Origin of the sequence: Streptomyces sp. MMG1121, from assembly GCF_001280015.1 — a bacterium.
GTDB lineage: Bacteria > Actinomycetota > Actinomycetes > Streptomycetales > Streptomycetaceae > Streptomyces.
Genome location: NZ_LGDV01000221.1, coordinates 18,392 through 38,120, shown reverse-complemented (window position 1 = coordinate 38,120; position 19,729 = coordinate 18,392). Strand labels below are relative to the sequence as shown.

Annotated in this window: 15 protein-coding genes and 2 pseudogenes; 9 read left to right on the top strand and 8 right to left on the bottom strand. The window is 69.4% G+C overall.

Annotated features, from left to right (window positions below):
- Nucleotides 1-157: 157 nt before the first annotated feature.
- Entirely contained in the window at nt 158-439 is a 282-nt protein-coding gene (locus ADK64_RS49240) for a transposase (protein ID WP_078992986.1), read from the top strand.
- A 418-nt stretch (nt 440-857) separates the two neighbouring features.
- Here ADK64_RS49240 and ADK64_RS32625 read toward each other — a convergent pair whose 3' ends face one another.
- Nucleotides 858-1,757, bottom strand: coding sequence for an MFS transporter (locus ADK64_RS32625; RefSeq protein WP_267888587.1), 900 nt, complete (start codon nt 1,755-1,757; stop codon nt 858-860).
- A gap of 65 nt (nt 1,758-1,822) precedes the next feature.
- On the opposite strand from ADK64_RS32625, the gene ADK64_RS46275 reads away from it, so the two are divergent.
- Both ADK64_RS46275 and ADK64_RS43835 read left to right on the top strand, forming a co-directional pair.
- Nucleotides 1,823-1,984 carry a hypothetical protein gene (locus ADK64_RS46275; protein ID WP_159046393.1) on the top strand — a complete coding sequence of 54 codons (162 nt, stop codon included), beginning with the start codon at nt 1,823-1,825 and terminating at the stop codon, nt 1,982-1,984.
- Between the two features lie 90 nt (nt 1,985-2,074).
- Nucleotides 2,075-2,416, top strand: coding sequence for an FAD-dependent oxidoreductase (locus ADK64_RS43835; RefSeq protein ID WP_078992984.1), 342 nt, complete (start codon nt 2,075-2,077; stop codon nt 2,414-2,416).
- A gap of 805 nt (nt 2,417-3,221) precedes the next feature.
- Here the strand turns inward: ADK64_RS43835 and ADK64_RS43830 are convergent.
- The gene (locus ADK64_RS43830; RefSeq protein ID WP_159046391.1) at nt 3,222-3,653 is read right to left on the bottom strand and encodes a hypothetical protein; all 432 of its coding nucleotides are present in this window, start codon (nt 3,651-3,653) and stop codon (nt 3,222-3,224) included.
- Here ADK64_RS43830 and ADK64_RS46270 point away from each other — a divergent pair.
- Nucleotides 3,637-3,897, top strand: coding sequence for a hypothetical protein (locus ADK64_RS46270; protein WP_159046390.1), 261 nt, complete (start codon nt 3,637-3,639; stop codon nt 3,895-3,897). The two genes, ADK64_RS43830 and ADK64_RS46270, sit on opposite strands and share 17 nt — an antisense overlap.
- 168 nt (nt 3,898-4,065) lie before the next feature.
- Here ADK64_RS46270 and ADK64_RS48770 read toward each other — a convergent pair.
- From ADK64_RS48770 to ADK64_RS46265, 3 genes and pseudogenes are all read right to left on the bottom strand, one after another.
- Nucleotides 4,066-4,365, bottom strand: a pseudogene (locus ADK64_RS48770) (transposase); the annotation flags it as partial.
- Between the two features lie 632 nt (nt 4,366-4,997).
- Nucleotides 4,998-5,720 (bottom strand): FAD binding domain-containing protein, encoded by a 723-nt coding sequence (locus ADK64_RS32615; protein ID WP_053665017.1) that lies wholly within the window; start codon nt 5,718-5,720, stop codon nt 4,998-5,000.
- 338 nt (nt 5,721-6,058) lie between these two features.
- Nucleotides 6,059-6,487, bottom strand: coding sequence for a Dyp-type peroxidase domain-containing protein (locus ADK64_RS46265; protein WP_324614470.1), 429 nt, complete (start codon nt 6,485-6,487; stop codon nt 6,059-6,061).
- A 54-nt stretch (nt 6,488-6,541) separates the two neighbouring features.
- Between ADK64_RS46265 and ADK64_RS32605 the strand changes: the two genes are divergently transcribed.
- The 3 genes from ADK64_RS32605 to ADK64_RS32595 all read left to right on the top strand — a co-directional run bounded on the left by ADK64_RS32605 (nt 6,542) and on the right by ADK64_RS32595 (nt 13,833).
- Complete coding sequence (locus ADK64_RS32605) at nt 6,542-7,771, top strand: copper resistance D family protein (RefSeq protein ID WP_053665012.1); 1,230 nt, start codon at nt 6,542-6,544, stop codon at nt 7,769-7,771.
- A gap of 1,177 nt (nt 7,772-8,948) precedes the next feature.
- Nucleotides 8,949-11,069, top strand: a complete 2,121-nt coding sequence (locus ADK64_RS32600; RefSeq protein ID WP_053665010.1) for a SpoIIE family protein phosphatase — start codon at nt 8,949-8,951, stop codon at nt 11,067-11,069.
- Nucleotides 11,070-12,108: 1,039 nt separating this feature from the next.
- Nucleotides 12,109-13,833: an enoyl-CoA hydratase-related protein gene (locus ADK64_RS32595; protein ID WP_053665008.1), complete on the top strand. Its 1,725-nt coding sequence runs from the start codon at nt 12,109-12,111 to the stop codon at nt 13,831-13,833.
- Between the two features lie 218 nt (nt 13,834-14,051).
- Here the strand turns inward: ADK64_RS32595 and ADK64_RS32590 are convergent, their stop codons facing one another.
- The 3 genes from ADK64_RS32590 to ADK64_RS32580 all read right to left on the bottom strand — a co-directional run bounded on the left by ADK64_RS32590 (nt 14,052) and on the right by ADK64_RS32580 (nt 18,154).
- Nucleotides 14,052-14,324, bottom strand: coding sequence for a hypothetical protein (locus ADK64_RS32590; RefSeq protein WP_053665006.1), 273 nt, complete (start codon nt 14,322-14,324; stop codon nt 14,052-14,054).
- A gap of 324 nt (nt 14,325-14,648) precedes the next feature.
- Nucleotides 14,649-15,806 carry a macrolide family glycosyltransferase gene (locus ADK64_RS32585; RefSeq protein ID WP_234384793.1) on the bottom strand — a complete coding sequence of 386 codons (1,158 nt, stop codon included), beginning with the start codon at nt 15,804-15,806 and terminating at the stop codon, nt 14,649-14,651.
- A gap of 1,142 nt (nt 15,807-16,948) precedes the next feature.
- Entirely contained in the window at nt 16,949-18,154 is a 1,206-nt protein-coding gene (locus tag ADK64_RS32580) for a hypothetical protein (RefSeq protein WP_267888586.1), read from the bottom strand.
- A gap of 808 nt (nt 18,155-18,962) precedes the next feature.
- On the opposite strand from ADK64_RS32580, the pseudogene ADK64_RS49235 reads away from it, so the two are divergent.
- Nucleotides 18,963-19,423, top strand: a pseudogene (locus tag ADK64_RS49235) (winged helix-turn-helix domain-containing protein); the annotation flags it as partial.
- Entirely contained in the window at nt 19,401-19,547 is a 147-nt protein-coding gene (locus ADK64_RS43810) for a hypothetical protein (RefSeq protein WP_234384791.1), read from the top strand. The pseudogene ADK64_RS49235 and the gene ADK64_RS43810, both read left to right, overlap by 23 nt.
- Nucleotides 19,548-19,729 lie beyond the last annotated feature (182 nt).

Below are 19,729 nucleotides of genomic sequence, written 5' to 3'. Positions count from 1 at the left end.
TTCCTGACCCTCTTTCGGAGGCAGGCGGAGTTCATGAAGGCCCAGCCGGGATTCGTCTCCTTGCAGATGCACAAGGGAACGGCGGACAGCCAGCTTCTGCCGGACGGTTTGGCCGCCCGAATGGCGAAGGTTGCGGGCTTGACCGTGCTCGGCGGCGGTGCAGTGCTATGCGCGCTTCAGTCTGTCGCCGCCGCTACCGTTCGACACCTCCGTTGCCGAGTGGGCTCTTCTGGAACCTCTGCTGCCGGTCCAGGCCTGTCAAAACAAGACGGACGGGCACCCGGAGAAGCGGCCGCGGCGAAAAATCGTCGACGGTATCCACTGCATCGTCGACAACGGCGCGAAGCGGAGGGCCCTGTCTGCGGATTTCCCTCCGTGGGAGACGGATTACGGTTTTCTGGAAGTGGAACCGGGCCAGAGTGGTCACCTGCATCCCTGATCAGCTCCGGACCCAGATCCGTACAGGCAAGGGCCGCTGCCCTCACCCGGTGACGCCGATCGTCGACTCCCAGTCGGAGAGTCGGTCAAGGGAGCCTCCATCGTCGGCCGGGACAGCTGCGGTTACGCCGGCGAACTCGTGGACCGGTCCCGCGAACGCCTCTGGCTCACCCTGTGCATCGTCTCCCGCCCCGAAGGAGTCAAGGGCTTTGTCGTGCTGCCCCGCCCAGTGGAAAGTCGATCGCACGATCGGCTGATACATGAACGCCCGCCGCAACGCACGCGACTATGAGCGGCTGCCCCAGCACTCGGAAGCCCATCTGAACTGGGCACTCATCACCGTGATGACCCGGCGCCTGACCCGCGAAAGCCCCCGAACGAGCCGGTGGACGAAGTAGTCGGCGGCCGCCTGGGCCTGATCAACCCGCCATCGCACGGTCCTCGGACGGATTGACGGCTGCCGACGGGATGGCGCAGAAGCCCAGTGCCGCGAGGACCGCCACGCTCGCTGCGAGCACCAACGTACCGGGAATGGACCAGGTCTCGACCGGTCCGGCCACCGCCGCCTCCAGGGCGAATCCCGTGCTCTTCAGGCTGGCGCCAGCCGTGAAGATCTGCCCACGGAGCCGTTCGGGGGCCTCCCGGTGGCGGACTGCGAACAAGGCGGCCAGTTGGGGCCCTTCACCGATCCCGGCGATGAGTACGGCCACGATGAGCACGGCTGGTTGACAAGAAGCGGCCAAGGCCATCGCGGCAGCCTGGACAAGGGCACTGGCCCAGATGATCGTGTCGGGGGCGACCGAACGTGGAAACCGTGCGAGTACGGCGTTGGCCAACAAGGCGGAGCTCGCCGTGCAGGAGAGCAGTACCGCGCCGCGGCCGGCTCCACCCAGGACACGCTCGCCCAGGAGCGGGATGCAGGCCGTCAGCATGCCTTGAGCAGCACACGAGAGGACCGAGGTGAGGGTCGCTCGGGCCAACGCCGCCCTTCCGACGACGACTCGCAGCCCGGCGGCAAGATCGCTGACCACTGAGGTTGTCGGAGCGCCCCGCGCCCGATCGGGACGGGCGGGCAGCATCCAGGCGGCGGGCAGCGCAAGGCCGATGAGCACCGCGGAGACCACCACGGCCGTCGGGGCCCCCAGCGTCTCTGCCACGCCGCCGGCGACAGCCGGACCGACCAGACTCGCCACGCTGAACGTCATGGCATCGAGCGCGTTAGCCCGGGGCAGGTGCTCTTCCAGCGACACACGGGGCAGTTGGGCCGTCCAACCACCTGACAAAGCCGGTCCCAACAGCCCCGCTGACACGGCGATCAAGATCGTGACAGCAAAGCGACTCCCGCGGCACCGCCAACCCGGCCTCGGACCTCCCCGTACACCTGGTGGTGGACCGCTCGCTCCTGCGCAGAACCCTCCACACCGGGCTGGAGAACGTGGTGCGCTTCGGCGTCCGGGTCACCGGCCACCACCACAGCCCGGACACCGGCATCACCTCACTGTGCACCTCGCCGACGGACACCGCGCCGACGCCGACGTACTCATAGACGTGGACGGCATCAACTCCGCCGTGCGGACGCGACGCCTGCCCGACCGCACAGCCGTCGACCTGGGCGCACGGCACCGACCCCACCGCACTGAAGAGATACGCCCTGGACCGGATCTCCTCCTGGCACCCCGACGTGAATACGGTGATCGGTCTGTGGGACGTCGCCACCGTGCAGCCGCTGACCCTGCGCAGCCGCGTGCCCGCAGCTGCCTGGCAGCCGACGAACGTGTCCGTCATCGGCGACGCAGTCCACGCGATGAGCCCAGCCCTCGGCGTCGGAGCCAACACCTCGCTGCGCGACGCCCAGATACTCGGCGCCCACTGCTCGCCGCGGCGCGCGGCCACCAACCCCTGCTGTCCGCTGTCAGCGACTACGACAACGTCATGCGCGCCTACGAGTACGACGCCGTACGCGCATCCGCGCTCGTGAGTGAACGCATCACCGGATACCGTCCACTGCCCGCTCGACCCCGCAGTCAGCTGCTGATCAGCTCTGGCCCCGCGACCTGCAGCACGAGATCGAATTGGGTCTGAATGTGGTCGAGGCGCGGTACCGCGCCAACAACCTGATCCATTACGGCGAGGGCGGGAGGTCTCCACGAACACCGGCGAGGAGCTTGAGATGGCCGCCCTATGTCTGCGGATCCGTCAGTCGACGCCGACCAGTGGGCAGCATCAGGAGCGTGGCGACGCACATCATCGCCGCCATCACGGTGCTGATCGCGGCCGAGCAGCGAGGCGCTTCTCCGCAGTTCGAGCCGGTCCTGGATGTGATCCCAGTACCCCGGATCAGTCCTGGCCGGTCCATCAGGAGACCGGACCGGGTGCGGGCCGACAAAGCGTGCGACTCTCGCCGCGACTGCGGCCTACCCGCGAAGACTCGGATTCAAGGCGGCGATCTCCGTCCCGGCGGACCGGATCCGCAACCGCCAGAAGCTCGGCTCACCTGGTCGGCCGCCGAAGTCCGGCAAGACCGACCACCGCGAGCGCCACGCGGTCGTGTGCGGGATCAATCACCTCGAGCACCACCGGGCCGTGGCCACGAACTACGGCGCGCTTGCCGTCTGTCACGAGGCGACTGCGCTGGTCTCAGTCCTCAACGAGTGGCTGTGCCCAGCACTTTTCCAACAGTCCCTCGCACAAGTCCGGCACATCGCACCCCGACCTGGGAGTCGTTCCCGAGAATGCCAAACGGTCCGCCGGTGATATCGGCGGACCGTCGGGAATTCTGTGCGTCAGTTCAGAGGAATGTCAAAGTTCTTTGCGGAGATCGAAGTGCCGCTGGACGTCTTCGCGGCGAGGCGCTTGTACCGAAGCACAAGCTTCTTCGTGTCCTTGCCCGGGGTGAACACGACCCATCCGGTCGTGGTCTTGCCCGTTTCGGCGTCGGGCAGCGGCGGGTATCCGGCAGCCTTGACCTCGTCGTCGAGGATGGTGGTGCTCGCCTGGTCGATCCCGTTGGGCATGCCCGTGAGGTAGAACGAGTTGGCGCCGAAGCTGTCGTAGTACTTGCTGCTCGCCGTCACCTTCACTTCGACGAGGACGACCTCCTCATCCGACAGCGCGGAGTACTTGCTCTTCGAGGCAGCCGAAGGCTGGTACCCGCTCACGTACTTGAGGACGGTCGCCTTTTCGCCCATCACGTCGTCGGTGAACGACTTGTTCACCGTCACCGGGCTGCCGGAGGTCCCGCTGTCCGCGCCGGCGGACGACGCCGACGCGCTGGGCGTACCCGCGGCGCTGGTGCCACTCGGAGCGGGGGCCGACATCGTCGGCGACGGCGAGGCGGTGTTGTCGGACGAGCTGCCCGAGTCGTCGTTGCACGCGGTGAGCAGCGCGCTTCCGGTGACTATCGCCGCCACGACAGGCAGGAAGGTGCGAATACGAACGCGCATAGCGCAAACCCCTTAGATTCGAATGCGAGCCCGAAACCAGCCGTCCTCCTGGCCGTTCCCGAGCCGCCCCGTTCACTCGAATGATCAATAGCGGCTCGCAACTATACACGTGGCCAACCTCCGCTTTCGATCTCTCTTGCCGCATGTGCGTGGGCGCTCTGACCTGCCCTGATACGTGAAACACGCCGTTGGCGGCCTGCGGCATGGGCAGGCTGGCCGGCACCTGCCGCGGCCGGGGCACGTCCACGGTCCCGCAGTCCAGCTCGTCGTACTTCGCGCCATCGCGCCGTGGGCGCGCCGGTGCTCCGCCACTGGTGTCAGGTCCACCGGCGTCCCTCACCGGCCCGTCCGCGCACAGCAACGCGTCCGTAAGCTCGAAGAGTTCGTCTCCGCGCGCGGTCAGGCAGTCGACCAGATCGTCCCGGAAGCGTGACGCTTTCGCGAACGCTTCCCCGGGACCGGCGTCAGGCAGCAGACCGTCCATCACCTCTGTATGTGGTGGGTTTCGTTGAGCAGCTTGGGGCTGCTGTTCTCGACCACGCCCGGCATGTCCGCTCGAATGCCGTCATCAACTCCGCCGGCGAACAGGGCGGCTACTGCCCACCCGTCCGGCACTGGCCGGCCCGCAGCGGGTCTGGAACCGTCCCACTGAGATGTGGAGGCGAGCGCTGACAGCCGTCCGGCTGGGATGCGGCCCTGCCGGACGACTGACACGCGAAGGCGAGAGCGGGTCAGTTCGTGCAGGTGCGATCAGCAGCTGCGGGTCCTTCAGTTCGTTGCCGAAGGCCTTGCGCTGGTCCGCGGCCCAGGTTTCCGTGCGGGAATCCAGGCCATGGCGAGCGGAACCATGTGGTCGATGGTCGCCTTCGCGGCATCGGTTTCCTTCATGTTCGTGCCGTCCCGGGCCAGAGCCTCCTGACGAGGGGGCAGCCGCCTGGCTGGGAGGCCCAGATGTCGAGCTTGCCCCGGGCGCAGCCGCCCGTCGCATGCGGATTCGCCACCGTGAGAGCAGCCAACTCTGCACGGGTCGACGCAGATTGCGGATTCGCCATCATGAGAGAAGGCAACTCTGCGCGGGCCGGCGCAGATGACGGCGGCGCGGGAGGATTCGCCTTCTCAGGACTCGGTGCGGCCACTCATGAGGCCGGTGAGCTGCGGGCCGATGACGTCCCAGGCCGCCTCCGGCAGTTCGCCCAGGGGCGTCGCGCGTAGCGCGCGGGCGGCCCGGTCGGCGTCGGTGCCTTCTGCCGTCTCACCGGTGAGCGCTTCATATCCGTCGCGAACGGCGACGCGGATGCGGACGCCCGTGCCGCCGTCGGCGTGCAGCGCCGAGGCCACGACGAGGGGCGGTGGCCCTCCGGCTTCGGCGGGGAGTTTGCGGTACGCGGAGGCAAGCGGGGTCCGCCATCGCAGGCTGAGCAACAGGGGCCGCTTGGCCGTAACCTCGGCCAGGTCCGCCTCGTGGACGCCTTCAGGTGTCAGCACGGACGCTCGGGCGTCCAGGACGAGGGCTGCGGGAAGCAGGCAGCGCAGTGTGCTGCCGACGAGGTTGCCGCCGACCGTCGCCGTGCGACGCACAGCTCCGGTGCCGATCGCACCGGCCGCGAGCCGCAGTACGTCAGGCACCCGCTCGTCGATCCTGTGCAGTACCACGGCGCCCCCCAGGGTCTCCCGCCCGAGGACGTTGGCCTCTGGCAACTTCGCCAGGGACATGGCCAGTTCGGGGAAGCCGTCGCGTTGCCAGGCAGCCCACACCAGCGTCGCTCCGCCGACCGGCACGGCTCCCTCGGCAAGGCAGCTTCGGGTTTCGGGTATGGACGTGGGGAGACGCAACAGCACAGCGATCAGCCTGCCTTTCCGAGACGCTGAACGCCGGACCGGGTGTTTTCGGCCACCGGCGGCATACACGGCGCAGTTTTCTCGTGCGGCCGGGGGCGCGTACAGGGCTCACACGCGCACGTTTCGCACTCATGCCCCCGCGGCGGTCTCGGGCGGGGTGTCCCGCGACCGGCGAGGCTGGTCCCCGGCCGAAAGGTGCGGCGGCGCTTCGCGGGTGCGGGACGCAGCCGGCCATGCGAGCAGTTCCTGAGCCCAGAAGTGGCCGGGAGCGGCGGCGCCGGGAGGACAGGCCAACAGGCCGGAACCGACGTGCTGGACGTACTCGTTGAGAGCGTCGTTCATGCCGAGTTTGCGCTGGAGCGCGACGAACTGCCCCGGGGATCCTTCCGGTAGGCGATGAAGAACAGTGCGGCGTCCAGTTCGCCGCTCGACGCGACGATGCCGTCGGTGGAGGTGTAGCCGCGCCGCAGGATGAGGTAGTCGTGGTCACAGCCCTCGATCCGCCGGGCCACCAGGTAGCTGCCGCCCCGCATGCACGGCTGGTCGGAGCCGTCGGGGGCGGCCTTGCCGAAGCCGAGCTGCGGCCAGGTCGTCACCACGGTGTCCCGGCCGATCCGGGAGGGGTCGCGGATGGCGTGGAAGGCCACCGGTGGGCCGTCGGCGCATGCCTGGATCGCGGGGTCGCCGCCGCTGCGGTTCGGAGTCAGGCCCGGCCGGGACAACTGGCAACCGGCAACCGGCAACCGGCAACCCAGCGTGGGAACCACGCCCACCGCGGCACAACGGGAATCAACCCTGCAAACTTAGGTTAGCCTAACCTTATGAACACACTGCTGCTGGCCGCGGACACGGTCGGATACACCCTGCCCCCACTGTGGCGAGCCCTGACCAAGACGGCCTACTTCATCGGCCTCGCCGGCGCCATCGGGGGCCTCGTGACGTACGCAGGGGCGGTGCGCCCCGCACTCCGTGGCTCGGCGGACGCCGCCGACGACGTCGCGCTGCTGCGCGACCGGTCGGCGGTCGGCCTCGCATGCTCCGGCGTGGTGCTGCTCGTGAGCGGCTACTTTCAGCTCGCCGCACGCGTGGCCCGGGCGGGTACCGGTATGCCGTTCGCCGACGCCCTCGCCCCGCAGCGCATATGGCAGTTCTTGCGCGCACCCGCCGACGAGGGATCCTGGATCGCGCAAGGCACCATCTTCCTGGTGCAGAATCTTGTTCTCCTGGTGACGGCGACCATCCTCACGGCACTGTTCGCACGAGGCGTGCGGCGTCGTCTGGACACGATCGCCCTCACCGCTCTGCCCCTCGCACTCGCGGTGACACTGATCGGCGCTGTTCCGGCCAGTGTCCCGCTGGAGGCGGACGCCTCGCTGGACCTCGCCTTCACCCAGATCCACATCATCAGCGGCACGGTATGGCTCGGCGGCCTCGTCCTGCTGGTCGCCCTGGCCGGCGCCCGCGGCCGCCTGAGCCGGAACGCCGGCCCGATCTGGGCCGGCATATGGCGCCGCTTCAGCCTGACCGCGATGATCTGCGTCGCCGCCGTCCTCATCTCGGGACTGTGGATGAGCTGGGAACACGTCGGCGCAGTCAGCCAGTTGTGGACCACCGGTTACGGCCTCGCCCTGCTGGTGAAAATCCTCCTCGTCCTGGGGCTGGTCACCGCAGGCGCCTTCAACCAGCTGTGGCTCATGCCGCGCATAGCCAGGGCCCGCCGCACGGACGAGACCGCTTCCCTCTTCCGCCTGACGCTCCGGCACTTTCCCAAGGTCGTCTGGGGCGAGGTCGTCCTCGGTCTGGCCGTCCTCTCGGTGGTCCCCTTCCTCAGCGGCTCCGCCCGTACGGAGGCCGGCAGCCCGCAGGCCGAGCCGTCCGCCGGCGTCTTCACGGCAGGGGCGGCACTGGTCCTCACCCTCGTCGTGTCCCTCTACGTGACGGCAAAGGCGTCGGACGCGCTCTCACGGCGACCGGCTGCCGCCGGTGAACTCGTCGACGCGATGACCGGGCAAACAGCCCGGACTCCTAGTCACAACTCCTCCGGAATCTGACGACCACGGTACCCGCGGCCCAACGCAGGGACACCGCGAGCGCCCGCGACGTGGGAGCGCAGTGTGCTGCCGGCCGGAGAATCCGCATGGCACGGACAGACCAGCGAGGTGCGAGGCACCTGTTGAAGGCCTACACACATCCGCGCCGCCACGGACGGAACAGGGAGCGTGGAAGGTGCCTCCAAGGCGTCGGGGTTCTCTCGGGCGAAGGGCTACGAACTGGTGCGTCGCGGGGAGTTCCCGTGCCACGTGCCACCCATGGGCCGTACGACCGGTGTCGTCACCGCGTCCTTGCTCCGCATGCCGGAAAGCGGGGAGCCGTGCCCCCGCCGAACACTGCACGCCGTCGTAGACCGCCGCACGTAGCAGCCCCACCGGAGCCGTCCAGCGGGGCTTCTACGTCCGGCCTCGTCGTCGCCGGGCATCCTGCCGATCCGCACGCTCTGAGGGCAGGGCCGCCCACCGGACGCGGATCCTCAGCGGTGCGAACACAGCGTCGCCAGGGACCACGACCTCATCACCGAGGAAGGCATCGCCGGTGTCTGCGACCGGAAGACCGCGGCGCGGGCCGGCGCTCCACTGCGCTCGATGACCAACCGCTTCAGCGCAGGCGGGCGCGCGAGTCTCCCGGCTCCCGGCTCACCCCGCCTCCCACCCCGGTCGGGGCGGTGCCCTGCGGAACTCGCTCACCGTTCACCGTGCCGGGACCACGCCGGATCGACAGCGGCTTCCCCGGACCGCCGTCACCTTGTGTCACCGGGCATCCGTCCACCACCAATGCCGCCCCGTTACCTGGGGGCTGCACGCAAGGGGAGAACGGGACACGACCGATCGGCCGGCCTCCTGGAGGGCGGCCAAGCAGGTCCTGGTGCTCGAGGAGCGAGTAGCCCGTGCATCGATGGCGGACCCGGAGCCGGCCGGGGGCCGTGCTGGGGATGATGACGACGGTATTCCGGCCCGTCGCAAGACCCGGTCTCCCGGCCGACGCGGATGCCGGGGCCTGAGCCCGTCGGACGGCCCGGACCCGGCACCGTTCCGACCCTGGCCGGGCGCGCCACGGTGTGCACTCCGGCCGTCCGGGTGACCATGGAGGTGAAGTGCCTGCTGGTGTCGACAGGCCGCGCTCCGAGTCCAAGGGATGGATCACCCGGCACCGCGGGCGGAAAGGGTGCCCACGATGAGCGAAGCCGAACGGCCTGCTGTGGACATCGGCCGGGTGCTGGGCGGCCGACCGGACGACGACCCGGCCCGACAGAGCGGGCTGATGGATCTTCTCGGTGTCGCGGCAGTGCTCCTGGACGCCGAGGGACGGGTGGTCCTGTGGAGCCCGCAGGCCGAGGAACTGTACGGCTACACCGCCGAGGAAGCGCTCGGGCAGTTCGCCGCGCAGTTGCTGGTCGGCGAGGAGCACTGGGACTGGGTGATCAAGAAGTTCGCCGAAGTCATGGCGACGGGCCAGAGCTGGGGCGGCACGTTCCCCGTCCGGCGAAAGGACGGCGGCACGCGGCTGGTGGAGCTGCGCAACATGCGGCTCCAGGACGACCGCGGCGACTTCTACGCCCTCGGGCTCGGCACCGACTCACCCACCTTGCACGAGGTGGAGCGGGACGTCGCCCTGTCCACCCGGCTGATCTCCCAGTCCCCCATCGGAATCGCGATCCTCGACCCCGACCTGCGGTACATGGCCGTCAACCCCGCGCTGGAGCGGATGCACGGCATCCCCATGCAAGATCACCTCGGCCACCACTACCGCGAGATCATGCAGGACACGAAGTTCGAGACGCCCGAAACCGCGATGCGGGAGGTCCTCGACACCGGGGTCCCCCTGATCGACCAGTCCACCATCGTCGGCCACAGTCCGGCCGACCCGGAACCGCGCCTGCACGCGTGGACAATCTCGGTCTACCGGCTGGAGGACACCCAGGGCCGCGTGCTCGGAGTGGCCGAACTGGTCACTGATGTCACCGAGCGTTACCAGTCGACCAGGGAGGCAACCGCGACGCGGCGACGCCTGGCGCTGCTAGCCGACGGCTCCGCCCGTATCGGCACCACCCTGGACGTCGCACAGACCGCCCGTGAGCTGGCCGACGTCACCGTTCCCGAGCTCGCCGACGTGGTCTCCGTCGATGTCCTCGACTCCGTCATCGACGAGCACCGGCCTAGCACCCATGTCGGTCCCGCGTTCTTCCGTGCCCTCGCGCTGAAGGCCGCCTACCCCACCGATGCCCATGAGGCCGCAGATCCGCCCGGCCACATCGCCGCGTACGACGACGACCGCGTGGCCACCCGCTGCGTGCGCACCGGCCGGCCCATCCTGATCCCCCACGCCGACGGAAAGGACCTGACACGCATCGCCCGCGACGACCACGCCGCCACGCTGCTGGCCCGCGCCGGAGTGCACTCCTACATGGCCGTCCCCCTCATTGCACGCGCCACCGTGCTCGGCTTCCTGGGGCTGACCCGCGCCCGCGATCCACGGCCCTTCGACGAGGACGATCTCGCCATCGCCACCGAACTGGCCTCCCGCACCGCGGTGTGCATCGACAATGCCCGTGCCCACCAGAGCGTGCGCAACGCCGCCGAGACCCTGCAGCGCAGCCTGCTCCCCCACCATCCACCCCACCTGCCCGGCCTGCAGATCGCTTCCCGGTACCAGCCCGCACAGGCCGCCTACGAGATCGGCGGCGACTGGTACGACGTCCTCCCGCTGGGCGGCGACAGGACGGCTCTCGTCGTGGGCGACGTCATGGGCAGCGGCATCGACGCCGCCGCGGCCATGGGCCGCCTGCGCACCGCAACCGCCGCCTTCGCCGGCCTCGACCTCGACCCCACCCGCGTCCTCGAGCAGCTCGACACGATCACCTCCGGACTGGAGCAGTACATCGCCACCTGTCTCTACGCCGCCTACGATCCGCACCGCGGCGAGTGCCACATCGCCAACGCCGGCCACCTGCCCCCCGTCCTCGTGCGCCGCGGAAACCATCCCCAGCTGCTCGACCTGCCCACCGGCACGCCACTCGGCGTCGGCGGCGTCCTCTTCGAGGCCACCACCGTCAGCCTCAGCCCGGGCGACCAACTGGTCCTCTACACCGATGGGCTGGTCGAAACCCGCCACCACCCCATCGACGAACGCCTCGACACACTCCTCCGCGTCCTCGACGCACCCGACTGCCCGCTGGAGGAAACCTGCGACCGTCTCCTGGACGACCTCCGGCAGCCCGACGACCACGACGACGTCGCCCTGCTGATCGCCCGCGCACAGTCGTTCGCGTCAACAGGTACACGACGTCCCCACTAGAGACCTTCAACGGTGTGGGTCACCCGGGGCGTGACGGCCCGCGTGGGCCGCGCTACGCCGGGAAGGTGAGGTATCCCGATGCCGGTGGGTCGACGGTGGAAGAACGGGCGGGAGATGGGCGTGGCTGCCGGCGCCGGAACTGCAGGTTCCGGACCTTCGTGTGCACTGGTATCCGCGACAGTCCCGAATCCGTACCTGATTCCCGCTCACTGGCTCGGTCGGCCGCGCGTATTCCTTCCGGATCACTGCAAGGCGACCAGGCCGCTTCCGCAAGCCGGCCAACAAGGCGTGTGATGGTGCGGCAGGACCCGGCGACCTCGTCGCGCACCATGACGCGGCCCGTCCCGGTCCAGTCGAAGGTGTCGCCGATCAGCCGCTGGGCGATACGCGGTGCATCGAGGGTTTCGGGCCGCCCACTGACTGGGTAGCCCGGGGCACGGGCGAAACGGGCGGAGTCCCTGGGCTGTTGAGCGAGGTGTCGAGGCTCAACTCTCCAACCCGGCCGCTCCGTTGGTCACGTATCCTGCCGCAGTTGATCTGCCGCACGCGCGGCCGTCCTCACACCCCTGGCCCGCCGGGCGCCGGGGCTCACCGCGACCCCGCGGGTTCTGCCGGGCCGCGCGCACGACATCACCACAGCCCGCCGCCACCGCATCGTCGCCACCTGCCAACGGCTGGGTATCCCGGTCCTGGCGGACCTGGGCTGCTTCAGCGCCGGCGGGAACTCCGCCGTCCCGCACCGGCGCCGCCGCGTCAAGAACTCACCGTCCAGCAGCGATCGGTGAACGAGGCCCGTGCCCGGCTCCGGTACCCCGTCGAGCGCGGCATGGCCCCACTCAAGACCTGGCGCACCTTACGCAAAGCCCGCTGCAGCCCCACCTGGCTCACCACAGCCGCCAAAGCCGTACTCACCCTCGAGAGCTACCGCTGAAAACGCTCACTCCCCCGAATCCGGATGGCGGAAGCGCCCGGTCCGAGGCGGACGAAACGCCGTAGTGGTTCTTCACGACACACCCGGAAAACGCGAACATGCTGCATCATGAACATTTTGCTCGTTGTGAGCGCGTTCAACAGCCTCTCCCAGCGGGTGTACGCGGAACTCTCGGACCAGGGCCACCGGGTGGACATCGTCCTCGCCACGCACGGCGACGACCCGGTCCGGGCCGCCGTACGCGAACGGCGCCCGGAGCTGATCATCGCTCCGATGCTGAGAACGGCTCTGCCCGAGGACGTCTGGCGGGAGCGCACCTGCCTCGTCGTACATCCCGGGCCGCCCGGCGACCGTGGTCCCTCCTCGCTCGACTGGGCGATCGCCGAGCAGGCTCCGCGGTGGGGTGTCACAGTGCTCCAGGCCGAGGCGGCCTTGGACGCCGGGGACATCTGGGCGGCGGAGCCGTTCGCCGTGCCGCCCGTCGGCAAGAGCGACCTGTACCGAAACGAGGTCTCCGACGCCGCCACGTCCGCCGTCCTGCTGGCCGTGCGCCGATACGCCGCAGGCGGTTACAGGCCCCGCCCACAGATCCACCATCCCGACACTCCCCTGCACGTCGTCTGGCGCGACTTCTTCCGGCAGGAGCGGCGCCGCATCGACTGGTCGAACGACAGCACCGAGGCCGTGCTTCGCAAGCTGCGCGGCGCCGACTCGCAGCCGGGCGTCCTGGACGAGCTCCTGGGCCGCGAGGTGTTCCTGCACGGCGGTCACCCCGAGGACCGGCTGCGCGGCCGCCCCGGCGACCTTCTCGCGACCCGGGCGGGCGCGGTGTGCCGCGCCACCCGCGACGGTGCCGTGTGGATCCCGGAACTGCGCCCGCGCAAGCACTCCGGCGACCCGGCACCCTTCCGGCGTCCCGCCGCCTCCGTCCTCGCCTCCTTCGCCGGGCCGCACGAGCTCGACCTCGCGGAAGCCGCCATCCCGCTCGAACTGCCCGCGCACCGCCGCACCTGGACCGACATCCGATACCGGCAGCGCGGCGAGGTCGGCTTCCTGACCGTCTCCTTCCCGGGCGGTGCGATGAGCACCGACCAGTGCCGCAGACTCCTCACCGCATACGAACACGCACTGACCCGCCCCACCTTCGTGCTGGTGCTCGGCTCCGACCGCGACTTCTTCTCCAACGGCATCCACCTGAACGTCATCGAGGCGGCCGCCGACCCCGCCGAGGAGTCCTGGCGGAATCTCAACGCCATGAACGACCTGGTCGAGGCGGTGCTGCGCACCACCGACCGGCTGGTGGTCACCGCGCTCGCCGGCAACGCCGCCGCCGGAGGCGCCATGCTCGCGCTCGCCGCCGACCAGGTGTGGTGCCGTACGGGCGCCGTGCTCAATCCGCACTACCGGCGGATGGGCGTGTACGGCTCCGAGTTCTGGACGTACTCGCTCCCGCGCCGCGCCGGAGCCGACACCGCCCGTCGGCTCACCCGGGAAGCCCTGCCCCTGAGCGCCGCGTCGGCCGCACGGCTCAAACTGGTGGACCGGCTCCTGACCACCGCGCCGGGCGAGTTCGCCACCCAGGTCGAACGGCTGGCCACCGATCTCGCCACCGCACCGGACCTGCGGCACCGCATCACCGCCAAGGCCGCGGCACGCCGCACGGACGAGGAGGCACAACCGCTCGCGGACTACCGGCGGGAGGAACTCGCCCGCATGCACGCCGCCTTCTTCGACCCCGAGGCCCCTTACCACGCCCTGCGCTCGGCCTTCGTGCGCAAGGAGCCGACCGCCTCCGCCCGCCCCCTGGCACCACCGGCGGGAGCCGTCCGATGAACTCCCGGAACAACCGGCCGCCCGTGGCCGGCGTCGGCAACCTCTTCCTCGGGGGCGAGCCTTGCACCGTGTCCTACGTGGTGAGTTCGAGGAGTCGCTTGTTGGGGCCGCGTCGCCTGTCGGCGGCCGGTGAAACCGCGCATCCGCCCAACCAACCTGCGCACGGCATCTCGAGCCGCTACGGCTGGGTCCAGGGGATCTGGTCCAGGTCGCGGTCGTCATGGCAACCCGCATAGGGACCACGTAGTTCGTCGAAGCAGCCTGCGACGGATTTCCCAGGACGGGAAAGTCGTCGCCCCCTGGTTCGAACCCATCGAGGCGATCGAGACCTGGATGTACGAGTCCCCGTGCGCTTGAACGAACGAGTAGGCCCAGATCCACTCCGCGATCGTGTCGCCGGTGCAGCTGTCGTAGAGCTGGGAGATGTTTCCGGCGTTCATGCCGTAGGCCGTGTAGTCCTGGGAGGTGCCGACCTGGAACGAAGAGAGCACGACTCATCCGACTGCTCCGCGCCGCCCAGCTCCCTCGGGGTGTGGGGACTGATGGTCGGGTTGCTCAAGTCGCTGCCCCGCTGAGCGAAGCCGGCTGTTCCGTGCCGCCAGTCGCGCGGACGGGTGTGCCACGCGAGAGCGTCCCGCCGGTTTCGGCCGGCGGGACGGGGCATCGATCGAGGACGACGTCCTGTCTGTCCGGCTACCGCAGACTCAGCCCTCGTGACGAGCGCCCCCTGCGGCTACCTGGTCTTCCTCGCCCTCGCCACAGCCATGTGCTGCTACAGGCGACTCGTCCGCCTCACCACACAGGCCACGGTGCTGTCAGCCCACTCGCTCCTCTGCCAGCTGATCCTCGATCAGATCCGCGGCCCGGCAGGTGCCGCCTTCTGCGCGTACCTCGGACCACAGCCATGCCGAGCGCGCGGCGACCTGTGGGTCGCCGATGAGTTCCATCAGGGCCGTACGCAGCGCCGCCGCCGTGACGTCCGCGGTGTCGATCCGGCGGGCGACACCCAGTTCGACGAGTCGGTCCGCGTGGAAGCACTGGTCGGCCCCGTGCGGTACCGCGATCATCGGCACACCGGCGTGCAGGCCCTGACTGCTGCTGCCCATCCCCGTGTGCGTCACCCATACGTCTGCCTGCTCGAGCATCGCCAACGGCGGCGCCCACGGCTGCACTTCGAAGTTGCGAGGAAGCCGCTCGGCCAGCTGGCTGCCCCTGACCGTCTGCAGCACCACATGCCATCCCGGGAGATCGGCGAACGCCGCCACACACTGGTGGTAGATCTCCTGCGGCCCGTGGTACTCCGAGCCGGCCAGCGACACCAGCAGTACCTTCTTCGCGGCGGCCGGCCGCACCCAGCCGTCCTGCTCCTGGCCGGCGCCGAAGCACGGGCCGACGAACGTCACCGCCTCGGTGTCGACACGGTCCGCATGTGGCTGCATGGCGCGCGGGATCATGGCCAGCGTTCGCCGGGGACGGCCGGTGAACTCCTCCACGTTCCCGGTCGCCGCACCGCCTCGGGTCAGCCAAGCGGCGAACCGCTCTCGGTACGCGGGACCTCCGGGCAGCTGCGCGAACGCCGCACCGACCTCCTCCTGGGCGCCCTCCCAGGCCACGTGCGCCGCGGACAGCTGGACGAGACCGCGGCCCTGAGCATCGGCCAGCGCGCGGCCCGCGTACGCGGCGACGTCGTAGAGGTACAGGTCGGCTGGATCCTCGTCGTACGCGGCGTGCAGCTGTGGCAGAACAGCCATCGCCTCGCCTAGGAAGAGGGAGGCGGAGGCGATGGGATCCTGCGGCCAGTCATCGGCGACCGGCAGAGTGGAGGTGATGGCGACCAGCTCGGCGCCGGTGGGGGTGATCAGTTCGGCGACGGGGTCGGCATTGGCGTACGTCACGCGATGACCGCGGGTCACCAGCTCACGGATGATCTCCAGGCTGGGCAGCACATGGCCGACCATAGGGGTACCGACCATGGCGATATGGGCAGGACGAGGCATAACCGGACTTCCTTGGATAGAGGTCTACGGCAGGCAAACGCTGAAAGGCCCCACCGGGCAACGCAGCACGCAGTGCCCGAACACCTCTGCGCGGGCAGGCACGAGAGCGACCGCGCGTTGCCATCTCGCACCTGGCCCAGCGCGACGGCCCCCTGAAGGCCGCCGCCGCTCTCGACCTGATCGCGTCGTGCCACGGACGCGGCCCCTATGACGACGGCGCAACGCAGCAGGGAATCACCGACCCGGCCGGGGAGGTACACAGCGACCCTGCCACGCTGGCGCTGCTCCTCGTCACCCATACCGGCAGCAGCCCGAGGCGAGCCGGACCGGCCTGCCCGACACCGTCACCGTCGCCGTCAGCGGCCCCGCCGACGACCGCGCCAAGATCACCGCCCGGGCGTACGTCCGCGCGGAATGGGCCGCGCGCCAGGAACGCCGACCGCGCGGGAGCAGACCGACGCCTCGCCACCACCGGCCCGCTCATGCACCGTGCCGAGAGCCGCAGCATCACCCAGCGAGCCAAGCGCAACGCGGTGGTGCCAGGCCGGGCTGTACCGCACCACAGGCATGTCAGGTCAGGTCAGGTCAGGTCAGGTCAGGCCGAGGCTGCTCAGTACGATGGTCCAGTCGACAGCGATCGCCTGCTGCGCCGCCTTGCGAGTGGTCTTCCCGGAGCAGACCGCGGCGTGCGGCTGCGTCCCCACCGGGTCCTTCAGATTGGTGACCCCGCCCCGAGGATCGCCACACTGTCGCGAGGGAAGGCCGACGAGCTCCGCGGCGGGCTCACTCGATCAACTGCTCCGCCAGCTCCCGGTCCAGCTGGGCCGGGAGAGCCGATTCCGCACGCGTTTTCACGCTGTTCGCGACGCTCGCGCGCGGGCCATCGCCCTTGATCGCCATCGGTGATCGTTCCCGGCACAGGCCACACCTCATGCCAGACGGGCCGCACCAGGGCTTGCACAAGGTTCAGGAGAGTCCGACCACCGATGCCGCGCTCGCTCAGCCCTTTGACCGGCCTGGCGGCCACGGCCGTTGGCGATCCATCTGGCGCGTGCGGATCGGAATGTTGACTGCCCCGGCGCAGGGGATGCGTCGAGGCAGTCCGTCATCACAGGTGGTCAGCTGAGTGAGGTGAGGAGGGTATTGAGCGCCTTGACCTCGGTGGCCTTGTCGGGGTTCGGGGCGCGCAGCGCCTTCAGGACATGGTCGATCTCGCTGTCGAGGAAACGCCAGGACTGCTCGCTCTTGGGCTCAAGGGTGGACTGGTCGTCGTCCCAGGCGGTCTCGAGGTCGGTCACTCGCGTGGTCGCGGCGGACTGGTTGCCCGCGTTGAGCCTTGCCAGGGTGTCAGCCGTGATCGTACGGAACTTCGCGATCTCGGCCGGAGGGAACGGCGACGTCGCCTGCTTCGGGGTCAGGTGGGCGGTTACGGGTGCGGGGGTGTCGGACTCGCTGGCCGCGGCCGCGTGGGGCTGTTGGTGTGCCCAGATGAGAAGCGCCGCAGTGGCGACCGCTACGACGGCGTAGTAACCGAGCATGATCCGCTCACGCGCCGGGTTCAGCGCTCGTGGAGCATCGGTGACGTCATGGGTCTCGATGACATCGCTGCGGCTGAGCGTGAGGTAGACGACCGTGGCGAGGATCGCGGTCAGGAAGATCACGCTGGTCACCGCGGTGCCGAGGCCCAGGCCGCCGTCACCGCTGGGCGAGCCGAGCCAGTCGCCGAGGTTGGCGCCGAGCGGGCGGGTGAGGATGTAGGCCAGCCAGAAGGAGAGCACCGCGTTGGCACCGAGGCGCCAGCCGAGGACGATCGCGACGATCAGTCCGAGAGGCAGGAACACGGAGACGCCCGCGGTCCAGCCGGTCAGGTCCAGGGTCCAGTCGCCAGTTGCTGTGCCGAGGGCGAAAGTGACCAGGACCGCGAGCCAGTAGAAGAGTTCACGGGGCCGGGTGGTGATGGTGTGCACCGACAGGGTCCGCTCGCGGGCGTACCAGATCCCGAAGACGACGGCCAGGAGGCCGGCGAACACGCTGCTGCTCAGCGCGAGGGGAACGCCCTGGTTGTCGGTGAGGATGTCGGTGTACAGGGTGCCGGTCACGCTCACCACCACGACGGTGAGCCAGTACACGAACGGTACGTAGCATTTGGTGGCGAGTTGCCAGCCCAGGACGGCGGCCAGAACCACGGTGAAGATCAACGCGGTATTGATCAGGCCAACACCGAGGTTCATATTGATCCAGTCGGCGAAGCTTTCACCGACCGTGGTACACAAGATCTTGATGATCCAAAACCAGATCGTGACCTCGGGAACCTTGTTCAGCATCTGCCTGGCAGGCGTCCGAAGACTTTCGGGCGTCGTCGCAGTCGTCATGTAACCCTCACATAGAACGGGCAGCAGAACGGAGGGACGCCCCTCACGTCTGCGGAACGGTAACTGTCTGCACATATGCAGACAAGCGCAGCCTCGGATCAGCGGCGAGACGACTTCGATTGCTCGTCAAGCCCATTCGGGCCGCGCCGCCTGGGGCATCGTCCGTGACACGGTTGGCGTTCCCGGAAATGGCCCCCGCATTTGCTCTCTCCTCGGCCTGCGCGAGGATTTTCTGTATACCTGTGATGCCCCAGGGGCGACACATCTTGTTAGGCGGGGTCTTGAGGTCTTCCCGTGCCACAGGACATGCCTTTTTCTGGAGTTCTGGGAATTTCGTCCCGGAATTCAGCCTGCGGAGCGCATGAATTCGCGTCGCCAGATCCCCCGTGCGACCTCTCATCCGGGCCGCGCAAAGGGCTCTACCGTCACTTCCTGCCCGGTGCCGGAGAGGCGGTGTGAGCCCACTTCGGTCGTCTGTTCGCCGGCCGACTGCCGGTCTCTTTGCTGGGTGCCCGCCTCTGGAACCACCGGCCCCTCAGATGTTTCATTGGTCATACTGCTCGACTGTGCCAGCGGGAACCTGAACACATCCTGACTGCCACCGCGTATCACGCGCCCCACTCGTGCGGCACGAGCAGCATGGCTCCATGCACGCACCTCTCTTCCGTAACTGTCGTCCCCTACTCTCCCGACGACTACTGGGGTTTCGGCCTGGGGTGACGGCGATCTCGCCGGTGGGTGCATCGGTGTATCCCTGGGGATGCGTTATCCGGATGGGGGTGGCCCGACCGCGAAGCGGCGGGCCCGGCGGGAGCAAGTGCGGTCGAGGCTGCCGAGTTATGCGTGCAAGGGGTGTCGCCGCCGCGGGTCGCACGGCGGTTGCGGGTCTCCCGGAAGTCCGCCCACGCCTGGCGTGCCCGCTGGCGGGACAGCGGTGTGGAGGCGTGGAGGCACTGCGGTTCGAGGGGCCGTCCGGACTTCCGTCGCGGATGAAGCCGGGGTGGCGGCCCTGGCTGGCGGCCGAGCCGGAGAAGGGACCGGCCGCGCCGAGCTGGACCGAGGAGGAGCGCTAAGCGCCGACCCGGGTGGCCACCGTGATCGCCCGGCGCTTCACGTGCGCTTCAGCCCGCACACACCTGGCGCATCCTGCGGCAGATGGGCCTTGCGGCGCAGGTACCGGTGTGGCGGGCTGCCGAGCGTGACGGCGAGGCCGTGGCCACGTCTGCTCAACCCCTGGGCCGTCGTCGCGCCGAGCCTGGCGATCGCGGCCGTCGCCCTCACCGTCGGCCTCGCCACCCAGGCACTGGCCCCCGACATGACGCAGAAGGCGGTCACCCGCTCGTGAGCGACCTCCCCCACCAGGACCGCACCCGCACCGGCTCCGACACCTCCGCCAACACATCTCGGCCCGTCGCGAGGGTCACCGGCCTGGAAATCGCCCTGCCCGACGGCACGGTGCCCCTGCCCGCCACCGCCGCGGTCGTCCAGCCCGGCCGCGTGACTGCGCCTCCCCACCCGGCTGTGCGT